We start from the raw sequence: 17,066 nt of genomic DNA, 5'->3' as shown, positions 1-17,066 counted from the left end.
TGGGTGGCCGGGCGGCTCTGGTCCCGGCAGCTCAGGCGTAGAAGCGGTAGATCCCCCGGGCGACGACCGCGGGCTTGCCGCCGCCCTCGATCTCGATGGTCTGGTCGACGGCGATCTGGTGACCGCCCGCCACCTCGGTGACCTCGGCGACGACGGCCCGCATCCGCACCCGCGAGCCGACCCGCACCGGGGCCGGGAAGCGCACCTTGTCCAGGCCGTAGTTCACCTTCGTGGACACCCCGGTCACGTCGAGCAGCTCGGTCCAGAACGGCACGGCCAGGGAGAGGGTCAGAAAGCCGTGGGCGATCGGCGCACCGAACGGGCCGTCCTTGGCGCGTTCCGGATCGACGTGGATCCACTGGTGGTCGTCGGTCGCGTCGGCGAACAGGTCGATCTGCTCCTGGGTGACCGTGCGGTACTCGGTGTGCCCGAGGTCGGTGCCACCGAGGTCGGCGAGCTTGTCGTAGGCGATGGTGGTGGTCACGGGTGTCCTTCCGTCGTCATCCGGCCAGGCGCAGCAGCCGGGCGGCGTTGTCCTTCAAGATGCCGGGCAGCACGTCGGGCTTGAGGTCGGTGCTCGCCACGTCCCGCAGCCAGCGGTCCGGGGTGAGCAGCGGATAGTCGGTGCCGAAGAGCACCCGGCGCTTGAGGATCGAGTTGGCGTAGCGCACCAACTCGGCCGGGAAGTACTTCGGGCTCCAGCCGGACAGGTCGATCCAGGTGTTCGGTTTGTGGGTCGCCACCGACAGCGCCTCGTCCTGCCACGGCACCGACGGGTGGGCCATGATGATCTGGAGATCGGGGAACTCGGCGGCGACCGGGTCGAGCAGCATCGGGTTGGACAGTCCGAGCCGGAAGCCGTAACCGCCGGGCAGTCCCGCGCCGATGCCGGTCTGCCCGGTGTGGAACAACGCCGGCAGTCCCGCCTTCTCGATCAGACCCCACAGCGGCGCGTACTCCTCGTGGCTCGGGTCGAAGCCCTGCACGGTGGGGTGGAACTTGAACCCGCGTACGCCCTCGTCCTCGATCAGCCGGGCGGCGAGTTCCAGGGCCGCCTCGCCGGTGCGCGGGTCGACCGAGCCGAACGGGACGAGCACGTCGGCGTGCTGGGCGGCGGCACGGGCGATGTCGGCGCTGGACAGCGGCGGGTGCGCCAGTTGCGTGCGCGCGTCGACGCTGAACACCACGGCCGCCATGTTCCGCTCGCGGTAGTACTGCGCGACCGCGTCAACCGCCGGACGCGGGCCGTCGGTGCGGAAGTACGTCGAGGCGGCGGCGACGAGCGGGTCGGGCAGCGAGGCGTGGCCGTGGTCGTCGATCTCGATGTGTACGTGCATGTCGATCGCGGTGACGGCGTCCAGGTCGATCGCGGGCTGGTACATGCTCGGCAACCTTCGTGCGGCGGGTCAGGAGGCGGTGTCGCGGAACTCCTCGGGCAACTCCGGGAAGCGCTCGCCGACGCTCTGCGTCGCACCGGCGAAGGTGCTCGGCCACGCGGTGACCAGCGCGTCGTACGACCAGCCGCCCTCGTGGTGGGCGGTCAGCGCGACCTCCGGGTGGGTCCAGATCTGGATCCGGTCGCCACCCACGCCGATCACCTGGCCGGTCACCTCGGCCGCGCCGTCGGAGCCGAGGAAGGCGACCAGCCCGGCCACGTCGTCGGAGGTGCCGAACCCGAGGTCGTGCCGGAAGAAGGCGGGCATCGGCTCACCGGCGGCCTCGGCGCGGACCGCGGCGGCGAAGTAGGGGACGGTGGCGGTCATCGCGGTCGCGGCGACCGGGACGACGGCGTTGACCGTGATCCCGGCCCGCTTCAGCTCCAACGCCCAGGTCCGGACCATGCCGACGATGCCCGCCTTGGCGGCGGCGTAGTTGGTCTGGCCGAAGGTGCCGCGTTGGCCGGTGGGGGAGCCGATGCAGATGATCCGCCCGCCCTCGCCGGCCTGCCGCATGTGTCGCACGGCCTCGCGCACGGTGGTGAAGGTGCCGCGCAGGTGCACGCCGATCACGGTGTCGAAGTCCTCGTCGGTCATCTTCCAGAGCACCGTGTCGCGCAGCACCCCGGCGTTGGTGACCAGGATGTCGAGCCGACCGAAGCTCTCGACCGCGGCGGTGACCAGGGCCTGCGCGGTCTCCGTCGGGCCGACCGGTGCGACCACCGCGACGGCGCGTCCGCCGGCCGCCCGGATCGCCGCGACGGCGTCGGCGGTCGCCTGCTCGTCCACGTCGTTGACCACGACCGCGGCACCCCGCTCCGCCAACTGGCGGGCGTAGGCGAGGCCGAGACCGCGTCCGGCTCCGGTGACGATTGCGACTTTGCCGTCCAGGGACATGGGCACTCCTTCGCGTCGAGGTCGATCGGAACATGGACCGTTGAATAAGTCAATTATTGGTAGGGCTTGCTATCATCGTCGCCGTGCCTCCTCCCGAGAGAGCCCGACCGGCCGACGGCCTGCGGGACAGCGTGCTCGGCCGGGATCTGAGCTTTTTGCTGGTGCGCGCCAACGCGCTCACCCTCGCCGCGGCCAACGCCGCTCTGGCCGAACACGGCCTGAAGGCCCGCTCGTACTCGGTGCTCGCGCTGGCCGCCGACGACACCCGCCCGACCCAACGGGAGCTGGCCGAGTTCCTCCGGCTGGACCCGAGTCAGGTGGTAGCGCTCATCGACGACCTGGCGAAGCGCGGTCTGGTCGAGCGCCGTACCGACCCCGCCGACCGACGCGCCAACGTCCTGGTCGCCACCGACGAGGGGCGGGAGTTGTTCGCCCGCGCCCAGTCCTCCGCGCACGCCGTGGAGTTGGGACTGCTGGCCGCGGTCACCCCCGAGGACCACGCCCGGCTGGCGCAACTGCTGCGCCTGCTCGCCTTCCCGGACTGAGTCGGTAACGGACCGAGTCGGGCCGGACCGAGCCGGTGTCGGGCGGCGTCGGATGACGCAACAGGCACCCGGACAAGCTACTGCGTACGGGGTCGGCGGGGTAACGGCCCCGGCCGGGTGGACGCGGACGGGCGACCCAGCGCGCGGGAGACCCCCCGACCGGCCGCCTGCACCAGCGGTGCCAGCGCCAGCGGATCGGCCCGGTCGTACGCCACCACCAGCGAGATCGCCGCCACCACCCCGTCCGGCCCGGTGATCGGGGCGGCGACGGAGAGGGCGTCCATGGTGACCTGCCGGTCGCTGATCGCGTACCCGGCCCGGCGGACCTCGGCGAGCTGACGACGCAGCCGCACCGGATCGGTGACGGTCAACTCGGTGTACCGGGCAAGCGGCGCGGCGAGGACCCGCTCCTGCACCTGCGCCGGTGCGTGCGCCAGCAGCACCAGCCCGACACCGGTGGCGTGCAGTGCGAAACGGCCACCGACCCGGGTGAGCACCGGCACCGCGTGCCGCCCGGCGATCCGCTCGATGAAGACGAGTTCGAGGTCCTGCCGGACGGCGAGCTGGACGTTCTCGTGGGTCACCTCGTACAGGTCCTCCAGGATCGGCAGCGCCGACTCGCGCAGCCCCAGCCCACGCGGCGCCAGCGAACCGACCTCCCACAGGCGCAGACCGACCCGGTAGCGCGCGTCGTCACCCCGCTCCAGCGCGCCCCAGGCCACCAACTCGGCGACCCGGCGGTACGCGGTGGGCAGCGGCAGCTCGGCCCGCCGTGCCAGTTCGCTCAGGGTCAGCGCCGGCTCACCGGGGCTGAACGCGTCGAGCAGCGCCAGCACCTTGCTGGTGACCGAGCGCCCGGGCCGTGCCTGCACCCCGCCATCATCCCCGCCGACCGGTCACAGCTCCAGCACGAGCCGCCGGGTACGCGCCCGCGACACGCAGATCAGCATGGTGTCCCCGGCGGCCCGCTCCTCCTCGGTGAGCAGGCTGTCGCGGTGCTCCGGCACACCGTCGAGCACGGTGGTCTCACAGGTGCCGCAGGTGCCCTCGCGGCAGGAGGAGAGCACCTGCGTACCGGCCTGCTCCAGGGCGGCCAGGATCGAGGTCTCCGGCGGCACGTGCACGGTACGACCGGAGAGCGCGAGCTCGACCTCGACGGTGTGGTCGCCCGTGGCGGCCTGCTCCGTCGGGGCGAACCGCTCGACGTGCAGCCGACCGGGCGGCCACGTCCGGCAGCGCTGCTGCACCGCGTCGATCAGTCCCGCCGGCCCGCAGCAGTAGACGACCGCGTCGGCCGCGTCGCCGATCAGCGTGTCCACGTCGAGCAGGCCCGTCTCGTCCTGCGGACGAAGACACACCCGGTCGCCGTACGTCTGCCGCAGGTCGGCGGCGAAGGCCATGGTGCTGCCGCTGCGTCCGCCGTACACCAGTCGCCAGTCGGCGCCCGCGGCGTCGGCGGCGGCGACCATCGGCCGGATCGGGGTGATGCCGATCCCCCCGGCGAGGAAGAGGTAGCGGTCGGCCTCGACCAGCCGGAAGGCGTTGCGCGGGCCGACCACCCGGACCGTCGCGCCGGGCAGCAGCCGTTCGTGCACGTGCCGGGAACCGCCGCGCCCGTCCGACGCGAGGTGCACCGCCACCTGGAGCGCGGTGCGGTCGGCCGGGTCGCCGCAGAGCGAGTACTGGCGCACCAGTCCCGGCCCCAGGTCCAGGTCGACGTGCGCGCCCGGGGTCCAGTCCGGCACCTCGCCACCGTCCGGACGGCACAGGGTCAGCACCACCACGCCGGTGGCCACCGCCTCGCGGCGCGCGACCACCAGCGTCGTCGGCGTCGCGGTCATGCCGGCACCACCGCCCGCTGCGGCGGGGGCGGTGCGGCCGTCGCCGGTGGCCGGTGGTCCTCGGGGTGGGCGAGCAGCCACTCCCACAACTGCACCGGCTCCTCGGCGATCCGTTCGGCACCACAGTGGCAGGTGCCGCGCAGCGTGTCGGTGCCCGGCAGCCAGTGGATCCGGTAGACCCGGTCACCGGTGAGCCCGCCGGCCGGCGCGGTCACCGGGGTGCCGCCACCGTGGACGACTCGACCATCCGGGCGAGCAACCGTCGGGCGGCCAGCCCGCCGGTGTCGATGTTGATGCTCAGTTCCTGGTACCGCTCCGGCTCGCCGGCGATCACCCGCTCCAGGACGTTCAGGGCGGTGACGTCCTGCATCACCACGGTGTGGTTGCTCTGGTACAGGTATTCGCTGACCGACTCGTCGTCCACGGCGAAGTCCCGGGCCACCGCCCAGAAGTCGTACGTGGTGTGCGCGGTCGACGGGGTGATCGCGTACACGATCTCGGCGTGGAACGCCTGGTCGTCGTCGCCCTCGGCCGGTGGGTAGACGCCCTGCGGGGCGATCCGACTGTGCAGCAGGTACAGGCAGGGCGGGTGGTACTCGATGTCCTGCCAGCGGGTGATCCGTCCCTGGATGCCGGTCGAGCGGGCATAGAAGGGTGGGCACTCGGCATCGTCCATGTGTCGGCTGACGTAGACGACGCCGCGGTCCTCGTCCACCTCGGTGGTGATCGGGGTGTTCGCCACCTCGGGCGTGCCGATGTACCCGCCGTGCAGGTACGTCTCGTGGGACAGGTCCATCAGGTTGTCCACCAGCAGGCCGTACCGGGCGTCCAGCGGCGCCATGCCGCGTACCGTCGTGTAGCGCGGGTCGCCCAGCCAGGGTGCCCGGGGGATGGTGGAGGCGTCGGCCCGGTCCCGGTCGCCGATCCAGACCCAGACCAGGGTGTCCTGCTCCACCACCGGGTACGCGGCCACCCGCGCGGTCCGGGGGATGCGCTGCTGTCCGGGTACGAAGACGCAGGCGCCGCTCGGGTCGTAGGTGAAGCCGTGGTACCCGCAGACCACGGTGTCCCCGTCGAGGCGGCTCTCCGACAGCGGATACCGCCGGTGCACACACCGGTCGGCGAGCGCCACCGCCGCACCGGACTCGGTGCGCCACAACACGATCGGCTCGCCCAGCACGGTACGGGCGAGCAGGTCCCGCCCGACCTCGGTGCTGAACGCGGCCACGTACCACTGGTCACGTGCGAACGGCATCCGGGCCTCCTGTCGACGTACGACGGTCAGTCGGATGGTTCCGGCTACGCCCCGTCGGCCGGGAGCCGCGTTCTCACTCAGTGAAAGTCGGTCGGTCCGCGTCGGCGGCGCCGATCGCGTCGCGTACCTCCTCGACGAGTTCCCGCATCGCGTTCTCGGCCCCCCGGGCGTCCTCGGCCGCGACCGTGTTCGCGACCCGCTCGTGTAGGTCCAGGGCGACCGGTCGGGGGCACTTGGGCATCAGTCCGTGCTCGGTCCGCCCGGCGAGAACCTCGGCGATCACCCCGGTCAGCGCGGTGAACATCTCGTTGAGGCAGGCATGGAGCAGCAGCGCGTGGAACTCGACGTCGGCGGCGAGGAACGCGTCCAGCTCACCGGCCTCGCCGAGTTGCCGCATCCGGGCGGCCAACGCGCGCAGCCGCTGACGTTCCTCGGCGGTGGCGTGCCGGGCGGCCCCGGCGGCGGCGAGCGGTTCGACCGCCACCCGCAGGTCGGTGAGGGTCCGCAACTGCGCGGCCCGGCCGGGCCCCTCCAGTCGCCAGCGGATCACGCGCGGGTCGAGCACCCGCCACCGGTGCATCGGCTGGACCACCAGGCCGACCCGGCGTCGGGAGGCCACCAGGTGCAACGACTCCAGGATCCGCATCGCCTCCCGCATCACGGTCCGCGAGACGCCGAAGCGTTGCTGCAACTGCTCCAGGGTGAGCGCCTGCCCGGCGAGGTGTCGACCGCTGGTGATCTCCAGCCCGAGCGCGTCGAGCACGGCGTCGTGCAGCACCGGCGCTGCGGGCCGCGCCGGGTCCCGTGTCGCCTCGCCCATCAAGGATCCCCGATCACTCGCTTGCGGAGAGACTAGCGCGCCGCGCACCGCCGGCCGGTTCGGCGCGGGGCGGACCGGCGACGAAAGGTGCCACCAATGTGTTTACAAAGATATCACCTTTGTGTGACGATCACGTTAATCAGCAGGTGGCGCGCACGACGGGCTCGGTGTGACCCCGCACCGCACCGGGACCGGAGCATCCTGGCCGCCGCCCGGCCCGCGCCGGTCCTCATCGGACCGTCACGGACCGGTCACCCGCACCAGGAGAGCGACGGACCCGTCAGCACCCACCACTGGTCGCCCGTGCGACATCCCCGGGAACAACCGGGCGACCAGCCGATGAAGGGAACGCACATGCCCGTTGCTCATCCTCCACCCGCGTCGACCCGCCGGTTCCGCCGTGCGCTGGCCGTCTCGGCCGTCGCGGGCCTGACGGTCGCCTCCGGGGCCCTCGCGGCTCCCGCGGCGTCCGCGGCTCCGGCCGCCGCCCTCGGACCGAAGGTCGTGCAGACCAACCAGGCCCCCACGGGGCACTCGGTCACCTTCCGCTACCGGGCGCCCGCCGGCGTGCAGTCGGTCCAGATCTACGGCGAGTGGTGGTTCTCCCAGCCGGCGAGCGTGACCTGCGTGGGCTGCGGTGACGCCCGCACCGGCGCGCAGTGGCAGCCCGGCGACATCCTCGCCGACCCGTGGCGTCCGCTGCCGATGCAGCAGGGACGCGACGGGGTCTGGACGTTCACCACGCCGTTGCCCTCCGGCACCTTCCGGTACGCGTTCACCCACGACTGCGACAGCCCCACGGCCAGCGGCTGCACGCTGCACCCCGACCCGGCCAACCCGCTGGAGGTCACGCCGCACGCGACCGCGCCGGGTGCGCTGCTCAGCCGGGTCTACGTGCCGAACAGCAAGCGATTCCCCACCTACGACAACAGCTACCAGGCGCCGGTCGACCGCAAGAAGGCCGGCACGCTGGAGCAGCGCTGGTACGACTCGCCGCTGTCCACCGACCCGGCGGGCAAGCACGACGTGGTGGTCTACCTGCCGCACGGCTACGACGCCAAGCGCGGCACCCCGTACCCGACGCTCTACCTCAGCCACGGCGGCGGCGGCAACGCCACCGACTGGACGATGGAGGGCGTGGCCCACGAGATCCTGGAGAACGCGATCCGGGACCGTAAGGCGCTGCCGATGGTGATCGTGTCGACCGACTTCAACGGTCTGCCCGACGGCAACCAGGGCTACGTCGACGAGCTGCGCGACAACGTCATCCCGTTCGTGGAGAAGAACTACCACGTCTCCAGCCGCGCCGAGGACCGCGCCTTCGGTGGTCTGTCCGCCGGTGGTGCCCGCGCCATCACGCTGCTGTACGACAACACCGACCTGGTCGGCTACCACGGTGCGTGGGGTGCGGCCGGCGGTGCGGTGAACCCCTCCGCCGAGCAGGTGGCGCGGATGAAGGCCGTGCCCGGCGGCATCCACGTCGGCACCGGCCTACAGGACTGGCTGATCAACATCGCGCCCGATTCGGTCGCCCGGACCGAGAACTGGCGTGCGGCCGGTGTCGAGGTGACCGAGTTCAACATCGACGGGGTGCACGTCTGGGACGTGTGGCGGCAGATGCTCAACGACTACCTGCGGACCGTCGCGTTCCGGAGCACCACCGTCGACCTGGACGTCGAGTCGATCCGGGCCGGCAACTCGCACCGGTACCGCGTCATCGCGACCGCCGAGGTCGCCTCGGTGACCACCAGCGACCGCAAGCCCTCCGGCAAGGTCGACTTCTACGCGGGCGACAAGCGCCTCGGTTCGGCGAACGTGCGCAACGGCGTCGCCGAGTTCAAGGGCAACGTCAGCGGCCCGCTGACCGAGCCGGTGACCGCCCGCTACCAGGGCGACAGTCTCTACAACACCTCGCAGAGCAGCCCGGCGCAGGCCGGCTGACCCGACGCAGCGGACCGGTCCGTGGGGGCACCCGTCCGGGGTGTCACCACGGACCGTCGTCGTCCACCGGCCCGCAGTCGCTCAGTCGAACTCGACGACCGTCCGGGCACCCTCGCCCCGGGCCATCCGGGCGAACGCCGCAGGCACCTCGTCGAGCCTCGCCCGGTCGGTGACCAGGTAGCCCAGGTCGAGCGTGCCGTCGAGCACCGCCCGCGCCAACTCGGGCACGTCCCGGTCCGGATCGGACGATCCGTAGACCGAGGAGCGCAGCGTCCGCGCGGAGTGGAAGATGTCCAACGCGCTCAGGCCCAGGATGTCGTCCCTACCGCCCATCCCCACCACGACGACCTGGCCGCCCCGGCGGGTGCTCTGCCAGGCGCTGCGGATGGTGGCGGAGCGCCCGACGCACTCCACCGCGTGGTCGACGCCCCGACCGCCGGTCAGCCCCCGCACCGCGCGGACCAGCGAGTCGTCCGCGAGCAGGAAGTCGGTGGCGCCCGCGGCGGCGGCCAACTCGGCCTTGGCGGGGGCGACGTCCACCCCGATCACCACACCGGCACCGGCCGCCCGGGCGGCGGCCACCGCCGACAGCCCGACCCCGCCCAGACCGATCACCGCGACCGAGTCGCCGGCCGCCACCCGGGTGGTACGTCGCACCGCGCCGACCCCGGTGAGCACCGCGCAGCCGAGCAGCGCCGCGGCCGGGAACGGCAACTCGGGCGGCACCACCACGGCGGCCTCCTGCGGCACCAGCACCTGCTCGGCGAGCGCGCCCAGCCCGAGTGTCACGTGCAGCGGCCGACCGTCCACGGTGTGCCCCCGCGCCACGGCGGGCGCGCCGTTGCGCCGGCACAGCCAGGGCTCGTCGCGTCGGCAGAACCAGCAGGACCGGCACGCCGGCGCCCAGTTGAGCACCACGTGGTCGCCGGGGACCACCCGGTCGACGCCGTCACCGACCTCCTCCACCACGCCGGCCGCCTCGTGTCCGAGCAGCAGCGGGTACGGCGCGGTCAGGGTGCCGTTCGCCATGGACAGATCGGAGTGGCACACACCGGAGGCCCGGATGCGGACGCGGACCTGGCCGGGGCCGGTGTCGGGCAGCTCGACCGGCTCCACCCGCAGGGGTGTGTCGGCCGCCCGGGCCACCACGCCCCTCACCGCTGGATCGCCTTGATCTCGCAGAACTCGGCCAGCCCGTGGCTGCCCAGCTCGCGCCCGAGGCCGGACTGCTTGTAGCCGCCGAACGGGGCCATCGGGTTGAACGGCGCGCCGTTGATGTCGACGGCCCCGGTCCGCAGCCGCCGGGCCACCCGCAGCGCCCGTTCCTCGTCGGCGGACCAGACCGCGCCGGCCAATCCGTACCGGGAGTTGTTGGCGACGCTCACCGCGTGGTCGTCGTCGACGACCGGGATGACCGCCAGCACCGGACCGAAGACCTCCTCCTGCGCGAGGGCGCTGTCCGGGTCGACGTCGGCGATCACCGTCGGCGCGACGAAGAAGCCCCGGTCCGGCACCGGGGCGTCCGGCCCACCGGCGACGAGTCGGCCGCCGTCGGCCAGCCCTCGGGCGATGTGCGCACGGACCCGGTCCCGCTGCTGCGCCGAGACCAGCGGACCGAGCCGGGTGCCCGGTTCCAGGGGGTCGCCGACCTGGTAGCCCTCGGCGGCCTTGGCGACCAGGTCCAGGGTCTCGTCGTAGCGGGACCGCTGCACCAGCATCCGGGTCCAGGCGGTGCAGGTCTGCCCCGAGTTGAGGAAGGCGTTGCCAACGCCGACCTTGACCGCGGTCGCCAGGTCGGCGTCGTCGAGGATCACGTTGGCGGACTTGCCGCCCAGCTCCAGCGCGACCCGGGCGATCCGGTCGGCGGCCAGGTGCGCGACCCGCCGACCGGTGGCGGTGGAGCCGGTGAAGGAGACCAGGTCCACGTCGGTATGCGCGGCGATGGCCTCGCCCACCACCGGCCCGGTGCCGGTGACCAGGTTGACCACGCCCGGCGGGAGGCCTGCGGCGTGTACGGCGTCGAAGAGCAGGTACGCCGTCAGCGGCGTCAGCTCGCTCGGCTTGAGCACCACCGTGCACCCGGCGGCCAGCGCCGGGGCGAGTTTCGCCACGATCTGGTGCAGCGGGTAGTTCCACGGGGTGATCGCGCCGACCACGCCCACCGGCTCCCGGACCACGAGCGAGTTGCCGACGGTCTCCGGTGCCGGCGGTCGGGCGGCGAGGTCGACGTAGCTGCGCAGCACGGTCAGCGGCAGGCCGGTCTGCACCCGGGTGGCGACCTTGAGCGGGGTGCCGAGTTCCCGCACGACGGTGCGGGCGATGTCGTAGGCGCGGGCGGTCAGCTCGGCGTGCAGCCGGTCGAGGTGGGCGGCCCGGTCCGCCGGGTCGGTGGCCGACCAGCTCCCGAACGCCGCACGCGCGGCGGCCACCGCCCGGTCCACGTCCTCGGCGGTGCCGGCCGGTACGGTCGCGACGACCTCTTCGGTCGTCGGGTCGTGCACCTCCAGTGACGCTCCGCCGCTCGGCGTGACCCAGCGCCCGTCCAGATAGACGTCGGTCCGTACGAGATCCATGCGGCCCTCACCTCGCCTGGCAGTGGAAGTTTCGACCCTAGTACGCCTCGTCGGTCGGCGGCAGGGGCGGCAGCGGGCCGACGCTGCGTTCGTAGCTGCGCGACAGCCCCTCGATCAGGGCGTCCAGGCCGAGCGTGAAGGCGCCCTCGTCGACCTGCTGCTGGTGCTCGGCGAGCCGGTGCGCCTGGCTCAGGTGCGGGTACTGGTCGGCGTAGAGGCTGGGATCCTCGACGAAGCCCCGGGCGAACGAGCCGAGCGCCGAGCCGGTCACGAAGTACCGCATCAGCGCGCCGATGTGGGTGGCCCGGGCCGGCGGCCAGCCCGCCGCGACGAGCCCGCCGTAGACGGCGTCGGCCATCGCCAGCGCCGCCGGACGTCGCCCGGGTCCCTGTGCCAGGTGCGGCACGATGTTCGGGTGGGCGGCCAGGGCCGCGCGGTAGGTGTGTCCCCACCGGCGCAGCGCCACCCGCCAGTCGACCGTGCCGAAGTACGACACGTCCACCTGGCCGGTGATGCTGTCGGCCACCGCGTCGAGGATCGCGTCCTTGGTGGCGAAGTGGTTGTAGAGCGAGGGCCCTCGGACGCCGAGTTCGGCGGCGAGCCGTCGGGTGGAGAACCCGGCCAGCCCGTCGGCGTCGATCAACGCCACGGCGGCCTCGACGATCCGCTCCCGGCTGAGCAGCGCCTGTCGTGGCCGGGGCATGGGCTTCCTCCTCGGGTCGGTGCTCCGTGGCGGAACTCTGCCACAGGTCTGGACAGTCGAAAACTTGCAGCGCTAGTTTAAGCGTAGGACGTCACCAGCCCCACCGGAAAGAAACGGGTGAGCACATGGACTTCGGACTGTCCGACGAGGAACGGGCCATCCGCGACACCGCCCGCGACTTCATCGCCCGCGAGGTCATGCCGCTGGAGCAGGAGCTGCTGCGCCGGGAACGGGCCCACCAGCCCGGCCTGGAACGCGCCGAACTGCGCGAGTTGCAGCTCAAGGCGCGTACCTTCGGCTTCTGGGGGCTGGCCACCCCGCAGCGGTACGGCGGCATGGAACTGCCCGCCGTCGTCCAGTCGCTGATCTGGACCGAGATCGGCCGCACCTTCGTGCCGTTCCGCTTCGGCGGCGAGGCCGACAACATCCTCTTCCACGCCACCGACGAGCAGCAGGAGGAGTTCCTGCTGCCCACCATCGAGGGGGAACGGCTCTCCTGCTTCGCCATCACCGAACCGGGCGCCGGCTCGGACGCGGCCAACATCCGGCTCCGGGCACGCCGCGACGGTGACGACTGGATCCTCAACGGCGAGAAGACCTTCATCACCGGTGGCACCGACGCCGACTTCGCCATCGTCATCGCGGTCACCGATCCCGAGCGGGGCGCCCGCAACGGCGGGGCGACCGCGTTCCTGGTGGACCGGGCGATGGGCTGGCGGTCGGAGTTCATCCCGACGATGGGCGAGGGCGGGCCGGCGTCACTGGTCTTCGACGACGTACGGGTGCCGCACCGCAACATCCTCGGCGAGATCGGCCAGGGCTTCGCCCTCGGCATGGAGTGGATCGGCAAGGGGCGGTACACCATCCCCTCGCACGCCGTCGGCATCGCCGAACGGGCGCTGCGGATGGCGATCGAGCACGCCAACACGCGCGAGACCTTCGGTGCGAAGATCGGCGCCAACCAGGCCATCCAGTGGATGATCGCCGACTCGGAGACCGAGCTGGAGGCGGCCCGGTGGCTGATCCTGCGTGCCGCCTGGACGGTCGACGCGGGCCTGGACCCGCGACACGCCTCCTCGATGGCGAAGCTCTACGGCGCCGGCATGGTCAACCGGGTGGTGGACCGGGTGCTCCAGATCCACGGCGGCATGGGCTACACCCGGGAGCTGCCGATCGAACGCTGGTACCGGCAGGTACGGCTCTATCGGATCTTCGAGGGCACCGACGAGATGCAGCGGCTGATCATCGCCCGCGACCTGCTGCGCGGCTACACGAAAATCGGCGGGCATCTGGCCGGCTAGTCGTCAGAATCGTCGGCATGTCCGCTCGTCACATCGCCATGATCGGCAGCACCGCGCCGAGTCACGTCTATCCCTCGCTGGCCCTGATCCGGGAACTCGCCGACCGGGGCCACCGGGTCACGTACGCGGTCGGCGCACCGCTGACCGACCTGGTCGCGTCGACCGGCGCGGAGCCGCTCGCCCACCCGACGATCCTGCCGCAGGGCGACACCCCCTGGCCGGAGGACCCGGGTACGGCGATGCGGGTCTTCCTCGACGAGGCGGTGGCGGTGCTGCCCCGGCTGACCACCCGTTTCGACGAGGACCGGCCGGACCTCGTGCTGTACGACATCGGCGGTCTGGCGGGGCCGCTGCTCGGTGCCCGGTACGGCGTACCGGCCGTGCAGTTGTCGCCCGCGATGGTCGCCTGGGACGGCTACGACGAGGACATGGCGGCGTTCTACACCGCCCTACGGGACTCGGCGTCCGGGCGCGACTACTACGCCACGCTGGACCGGTGGCTCGCCGACAACGGCGTCCCGCAGGACGGGCACACGTTCCTCAGCCGCCCGCCGCACGTCCTCGCGCTGATCCCCGAGGTGATGCAGCCGAACGCCGACCGGGTGTCCCGGCAGCGGGTACGTTTCGTCGGACCCTGCCTCGACCCCGCCCGGCTCACCGAGACGGGCTGGACACCACCGGCCGACGGGCGGCCGGTGCTGCTGGTCTCGTTCGGCACCGCGTACAACGACCAGCTACCGGTCTACCGCGCGTGCCTGGACGGGTTCGCCGACTCCCGGTGGCACGTGGTGCTCGCCGTCGGCGACAAGGTGGACCCGGCCGCGCTGGGTCCGCTGCCGGACCACGTCGAGGTGCACCGCCGGGTGCCGCAGGTGGTGGTGCTGGGGCACGCCTCGGCGTTCGTCACGCACGCCGGGATGGGCGGCTGCACCGAGGCGCTCTGGTGCGGCGTGCCCACGGTGGCGATCCCGCAGGCGGTGGACCAGTTCGCCAACGCCGACCGGCTGGTCGCGGCCGGTGTCGGCCGCCTGTTGCCGGCCGACGAGGTCACCGCGCAGACCCTGCGGACGGCGGTGGACGCGGTCGCCGACGACCCGGAGTTGCGGCGTCGCCTGGACGCGGTCCGCTCCGAGGTGCGGGCGAACGGCGGGGTACGGCACGCGGCGGAAGCGGTCGAGAGCTTCCTGGCCACCCACTGACGCGGTGGCGCGCATCTCATCGTGGCGCGCGTGTGATCATGGCGGTGCGTGCTTCATCGTGGCGGTGTGGCTGTTCCCGTGTCGGCGTGCCGAACAGCCACACCGCCACGATCAGAGGGGGGCTCGGTGGGTGACGTCGTGCTTCGGGGGATGCGGGGTGGGGACGCCGAGCGGGTGTTGGCGATCTATCAGGCCGGGCTGGACGGCGGGCAGGCCAGTTTCGAGACCGTCGCGCCGAGCTGGGCCGCCTTCGACGCCGGCCGGCTGCCGGCGCACCGGCTGGTCGCGGCGGACGCCGACGACGCGGTGCTCGGCTGGGTCGCGGTGACGCCGACCTCGACCCGGGCGGTGTACGCCGGAGTGGTGGAGCACTCCGTCTACGTGGACCCGGCCGCGCAGCGGCGGGGTGTGGCCCGGCTGCTGCTGGACGGGTTGATCGCCTCGACCGAGGCGGCCGGTGTCTGGACCATCCAGAGCGGCGTCTTCCCGGAGAACGAGGCCAGCCTGGCGTTGCACCGGCGGGCCGGCTTCCGCGTCGTCGGCACCCGGGAACGGGTGGGCCGCCACCACGGCCGCTGGCGCGACGTGGTCCTCCTGGAACGCCGCAGCCCGACCGTCCACTGATGAAAGGAAGGGTCCCCTGCTATACACCAGGCGTTAGCAGGGGACCCTTCCTTTCATCCCTACGGGTACTGGCGCAGGTAGACGGGTGCGCCGACGCGGTCCATGTCGGCGGCCTCGCCCACCCCGTTGACCACGTGGTCGATGGTGCCGGCGCTGAGGTTCACCGTCATGATGTGGTGCAGCCGGACACCGGGCCGCACCGGCACCTCGAACCCGTTCTCGGTACGGATCGACGGGTTGTTCTGGTTGAACACGTACACGCCGCCGCCGTGCAGGGTGTGGTGGCGTACCCGGTCGGCGACCTTGTAACCGGCCCACCCGTTGACCGTGCCGTTCATCCAGTCCGCCTGCGTGGGCGGGTCGTACGGCAACTCGTTCTGGTAGAGGATCGTGGTGCCGTGCTCACCGTTCCAGACGGTGTTGTACCGCTGGAAGTGCTCCACGAACAGGCCGGTGGCGGTGACGTGGTCGCCGTTGATGACCGCGCCGTACCGTCCGGTGTTGGTCCGCCAGCGGTCGGTGTCGCCGTTGACCCCCTCGGTGAAGCCCTCCACGCCGTGGTCGCCGCGCCACACCCAGGTGTGGTCGATCAGGACGTGGTCGCTGTTGACCTCCAGCGCGGTGTCGGTCTTGCCGATGTGCGGCCCGCCGATGCGGAAGTACACGTCGGAGAGCGTGGTCGGGTTCTTCGGCGTGCTGTGGTCGCGGCCGTGCTTGCGGCCGACCCGCAGCAGCACCGGCGACTCGGTGCGGCCGGCGTCGATGGTGACTCCGGCGATCACCACGCCGGGCACCCCGGCGACGTCGAGCGGTACGGCTCCCTTGACGGCGGTGAGCGTGGCGTGTCCGATGCCGAGCACGACCGTGTCGGGGCGGCGCACCTCGATGCTGCGGGCCACGTCGTACACGCCGGGGGTGAGCAGCAGGTGCTTGCCCCGGGCGAGCTGCGAGTTGATGGTCTGCACCGAGTCGCCGGGTCGGGCGACGAAGAAGTCGCCGATCGGGATGGTGCGTCCCGGCGTCAGCCCGTTCGCCCAGGTGACGCCCCGGGTGTCCCGGCGGGCGGCGGGCACCCTCACCTGGTACTTGCCCTTGGCGTCGACGAACAGGTACGGCTTCTCCCGGCTGACCGGCGTGGTGTCCAGGGTGGTGTACGGCGGGTCGGGGAACCCGGCGTCGTCGGGGGCGCCCACCACCCCGGCGAAGACCTGGTTCCACACCCCGTTGGACCAGCTCTCGACCTCGCTGTTGCGGGTCAGCCACTGCTGCTGCGAGCCGTTGGTGGTGGCCGGCAGCCGGGAGTCGGCGATGAAGCCGCCGCTGGCGTACTGCGGCCCGTTGGTGCAGTAGTCCATCAGCGACAGCCCGCCGCCGCTGATGTCCAGCCGGCGCATCGACACCGCCTGGGAGACCGCCCAGAAGTTGGCCGAGGCGCGGCAGTCGTCCTGACCGGCGGCGTTGACGCGCAGCGACAGGTTGGACAGGGTGCGCCAGAAGTTCACCAGCGCGATGCAGTTGCCGGTGCCGCCCTCGGTCAGGCACCGGTTGTACGCCTCGATCTTGCCGTTGATGACCACGTCGGTGGGGGCGGCGCCCAGTCCGGCGATCTCGGTGTAGTAGCCGACCTTGATCTGGAGCGGCTGCGTGGCGGTGCCGTAGCTGCCCGGCCGGAACAGGTACGCGTGCCGGGCGGTGCCCATCTCGTTGTCGACCTGGGCGGCGTGGGCCGCGTCGAGGGTGGCCTGGATGCGGCTGACCGGCATGCTGGGGTCGAAGATCGTGACGTTCGGCCCGAAGTTCGGGGTGACCGGTCGGGGCGGTCCCGCGCCGGCCGAGGTGGTGGTGGCGACGGCGGCGGTGGTCAGCACGAGGCCGAAGGCCAGCGCGCGAGCGAGCCGCCGGCGGTGTGGTCGAGTCGGCATTCGTTCGTC

Annotated in this window: 17 protein-coding genes; 5 read left to right on the top strand and 12 right to left on the bottom strand. The window is 72.3% G+C overall.

Annotated features, from left to right (window positions below):
• Positions 1-31: 31 nt before the first annotated feature.
• Genes ACQVFL_RS15975 through ACQVFL_RS15965 form a run of 3 tightly spaced genes read right to left on the bottom strand, consistent with a single transcriptional unit; the run spans position 32 to position 2,333 of the window.
• Positions 32-484 carry a MaoC family dehydratase gene (locus ACQVFL_RS15975; protein WP_431729757.1) on the bottom strand — a complete coding sequence of 151 codons (453 nt, stop codon included), beginning with the start codon at positions 482-484 and terminating at the stop codon, positions 32-34.
• A 16-nt stretch (positions 485-500) separates the two neighbouring features.
• On the bottom strand, positions 501-1,382 hold the full coding sequence (locus ACQVFL_RS15970) for an amidohydrolase family protein (protein WP_396695768.1): 882 nt from the start codon (positions 1,380-1,382) through the stop codon (positions 501-503).
• Positions 1,383-1,406: 24 nt separating this feature from the next.
• Positions 1,407-2,333: an SDR family oxidoreductase gene (locus ACQVFL_RS15965; RefSeq protein WP_431729756.1), complete on the bottom strand. Its 927-nt coding sequence runs from the start codon at positions 2,331-2,333 to the stop codon at positions 1,407-1,409.
• A gap of 83 nt (positions 2,334-2,416) precedes the next feature.
• On the opposite strand from ACQVFL_RS15965, the gene ACQVFL_RS15960 reads away from it, so the two are divergent.
• Positions 2,417-2,878: a MarR family winged helix-turn-helix transcriptional regulator gene (locus ACQVFL_RS15960; RefSeq protein ID WP_396695764.1), complete on the top strand. Its 462-nt coding sequence runs from the start codon at positions 2,417-2,419 to the stop codon at positions 2,876-2,878.
• A 77-nt stretch (positions 2,879-2,955) separates the two neighbouring features.
• On the opposite strand, the gene ACQVFL_RS15955 is transcribed toward ACQVFL_RS15960, so the two are convergent.
• The 5 genes from ACQVFL_RS15955 to ACQVFL_RS15935 all read right to left on the bottom strand — a co-directional run bounded on the left by ACQVFL_RS15955 (position 2,956) and on the right by ACQVFL_RS15935 (position 6,794).
• Entirely contained in the window at positions 2,956-3,750 is a 795-nt protein-coding gene (locus ACQVFL_RS15955; protein ID WP_396695762.1) for an IclR family transcriptional regulator, read from the bottom strand.
• Between the two features lie 24 nt (positions 3,751-3,774).
• Complete coding sequence (locus tag ACQVFL_RS15950) at positions 3,775-4,719, bottom strand: PDR/VanB family oxidoreductase (protein ID WP_431729755.1); 945 nt, start codon at positions 4,717-4,719, stop codon at positions 3,775-3,777.
• Positions 4,716-4,934, bottom strand: a complete 219-nt coding sequence (locus ACQVFL_RS15945) for a hypothetical protein (RefSeq protein ID WP_396695758.1) — start codon at positions 4,932-4,934, stop codon at positions 4,716-4,718. Before ACQVFL_RS15945 ends, ACQVFL_RS15950 begins: the two co-directional genes overlap by 4 nt.
• Positions 4,931-5,974 (bottom strand): Rieske 2Fe-2S domain-containing protein, encoded by a 1,044-nt coding sequence (locus tag ACQVFL_RS15940; protein WP_431729754.1) that lies wholly within the window; start codon positions 5,972-5,974, stop codon positions 4,931-4,933. The genes ACQVFL_RS15945 and ACQVFL_RS15940 overlap by 4 nt, the downstream gene beginning before the upstream one ends.
• A 73-nt stretch (positions 5,975-6,047) precedes the next feature.
• Positions 6,048-6,794 (bottom strand): FadR/GntR family transcriptional regulator, encoded by a 747-nt coding sequence (locus tag ACQVFL_RS15935; protein WP_431729753.1) that lies wholly within the window; start codon positions 6,792-6,794, stop codon positions 6,048-6,050.
• A 354-nt stretch (positions 6,795-7,148) separates the two neighbouring features.
• Here ACQVFL_RS15935 and ACQVFL_RS15930 point away from each other — a divergent pair, with 354 nt between their 5' ends.
• Positions 7,149-8,735 (top strand): alpha/beta hydrolase-fold protein, encoded by a 1,587-nt coding sequence (locus ACQVFL_RS15930; protein WP_431729752.1) that lies wholly within the window; start codon positions 7,149-7,151, stop codon positions 8,733-8,735.
• A gap of 81 nt (positions 8,736-8,816) precedes the next feature.
• Here the strand turns inward: ACQVFL_RS15930 and ACQVFL_RS15925 are convergent, their stop codons facing one another.
• Genes ACQVFL_RS15925 through ACQVFL_RS15915 form a run of 3 tightly spaced genes read right to left on the bottom strand, consistent with a single transcriptional unit; the run spans position 8,817 to position 12,011 of the window.
• A complete protein-coding gene (locus tag ACQVFL_RS15925; protein ID WP_431729751.1) occupies positions 8,817-9,893 on the bottom strand; it encodes a zinc-binding dehydrogenase in 1,077 nt (358 codons plus the stop codon).
• Entirely contained in the window at positions 9,890-11,308 is a 1,419-nt protein-coding gene (locus tag ACQVFL_RS15920; protein ID WP_431729750.1) for an aldehyde dehydrogenase family protein, read from the bottom strand. The genes ACQVFL_RS15925 and ACQVFL_RS15920 overlap by 4 nt, the downstream gene beginning before the upstream one ends.
• A gap of 37 nt (positions 11,309-11,345) precedes the next feature.
• Positions 11,346-12,011, bottom strand: coding sequence for a TetR/AcrR family transcriptional regulator (locus tag ACQVFL_RS15915; protein WP_396695746.1), 666 nt, complete (start codon positions 12,009-12,011; stop codon positions 11,346-11,348).
• 125 nt (positions 12,012-12,136) lie between these two features.
• On the opposite strand from ACQVFL_RS15915, the gene ACQVFL_RS15910 reads away from it, so the two are divergent.
• The 3 genes from ACQVFL_RS15910 (at position 12,137) to ACQVFL_RS15900 (ending at position 15,135) form a co-directional block, all read left to right on the top strand.
• Positions 12,137-13,312, top strand: coding sequence for an acyl-CoA dehydrogenase family protein (locus ACQVFL_RS15910; protein ID WP_431729749.1), 1,176 nt, complete (start codon positions 12,137-12,139; stop codon positions 13,310-13,312).
• A 17-nt stretch (positions 13,313-13,329) separates the two neighbouring features.
• Positions 13,330-14,511 (top strand): macrolide family glycosyltransferase, encoded by a 1,182-nt coding sequence (locus tag ACQVFL_RS15905; RefSeq protein ID WP_431729748.1) that lies wholly within the window; start codon positions 13,330-13,332, stop codon positions 14,509-14,511.
• A 126-nt stretch (positions 14,512-14,637) separates the two neighbouring features.
• Positions 14,638-15,135: an N-acetyltransferase family protein gene (locus ACQVFL_RS15900; RefSeq protein WP_431729747.1), complete on the top strand. Its 498-nt coding sequence runs from the start codon at positions 14,638-14,640 to the stop codon at positions 15,133-15,135.
• 59 nt (positions 15,136-15,194) lie between these two features.
• Here the strand turns inward: ACQVFL_RS15900 and ACQVFL_RS15895 are convergent, their stop codons facing one another.
• Entirely contained in the window at positions 15,195-17,057 is a 1,863-nt protein-coding gene (locus ACQVFL_RS15895) for an adenylyl cyclase (RefSeq protein ID WP_396695738.1), read from the bottom strand.
• Between the last annotated feature and the right edge of the window lie 9 nt (positions 17,058-17,066).

Origin of the sequence: Verrucosispora sp. TAA-831 (genome assembly GCF_050780145.1) — a bacterium.
Lineage (GTDB): Bacteria > Actinomycetota > Actinomycetes > Mycobacteriales > Micromonosporaceae > Micromonospora.
The sequence above is the reverse complement of the archived record's forward strand: the minus strand, read 5'-3'. Positions and strand labels throughout refer to the sequence as shown.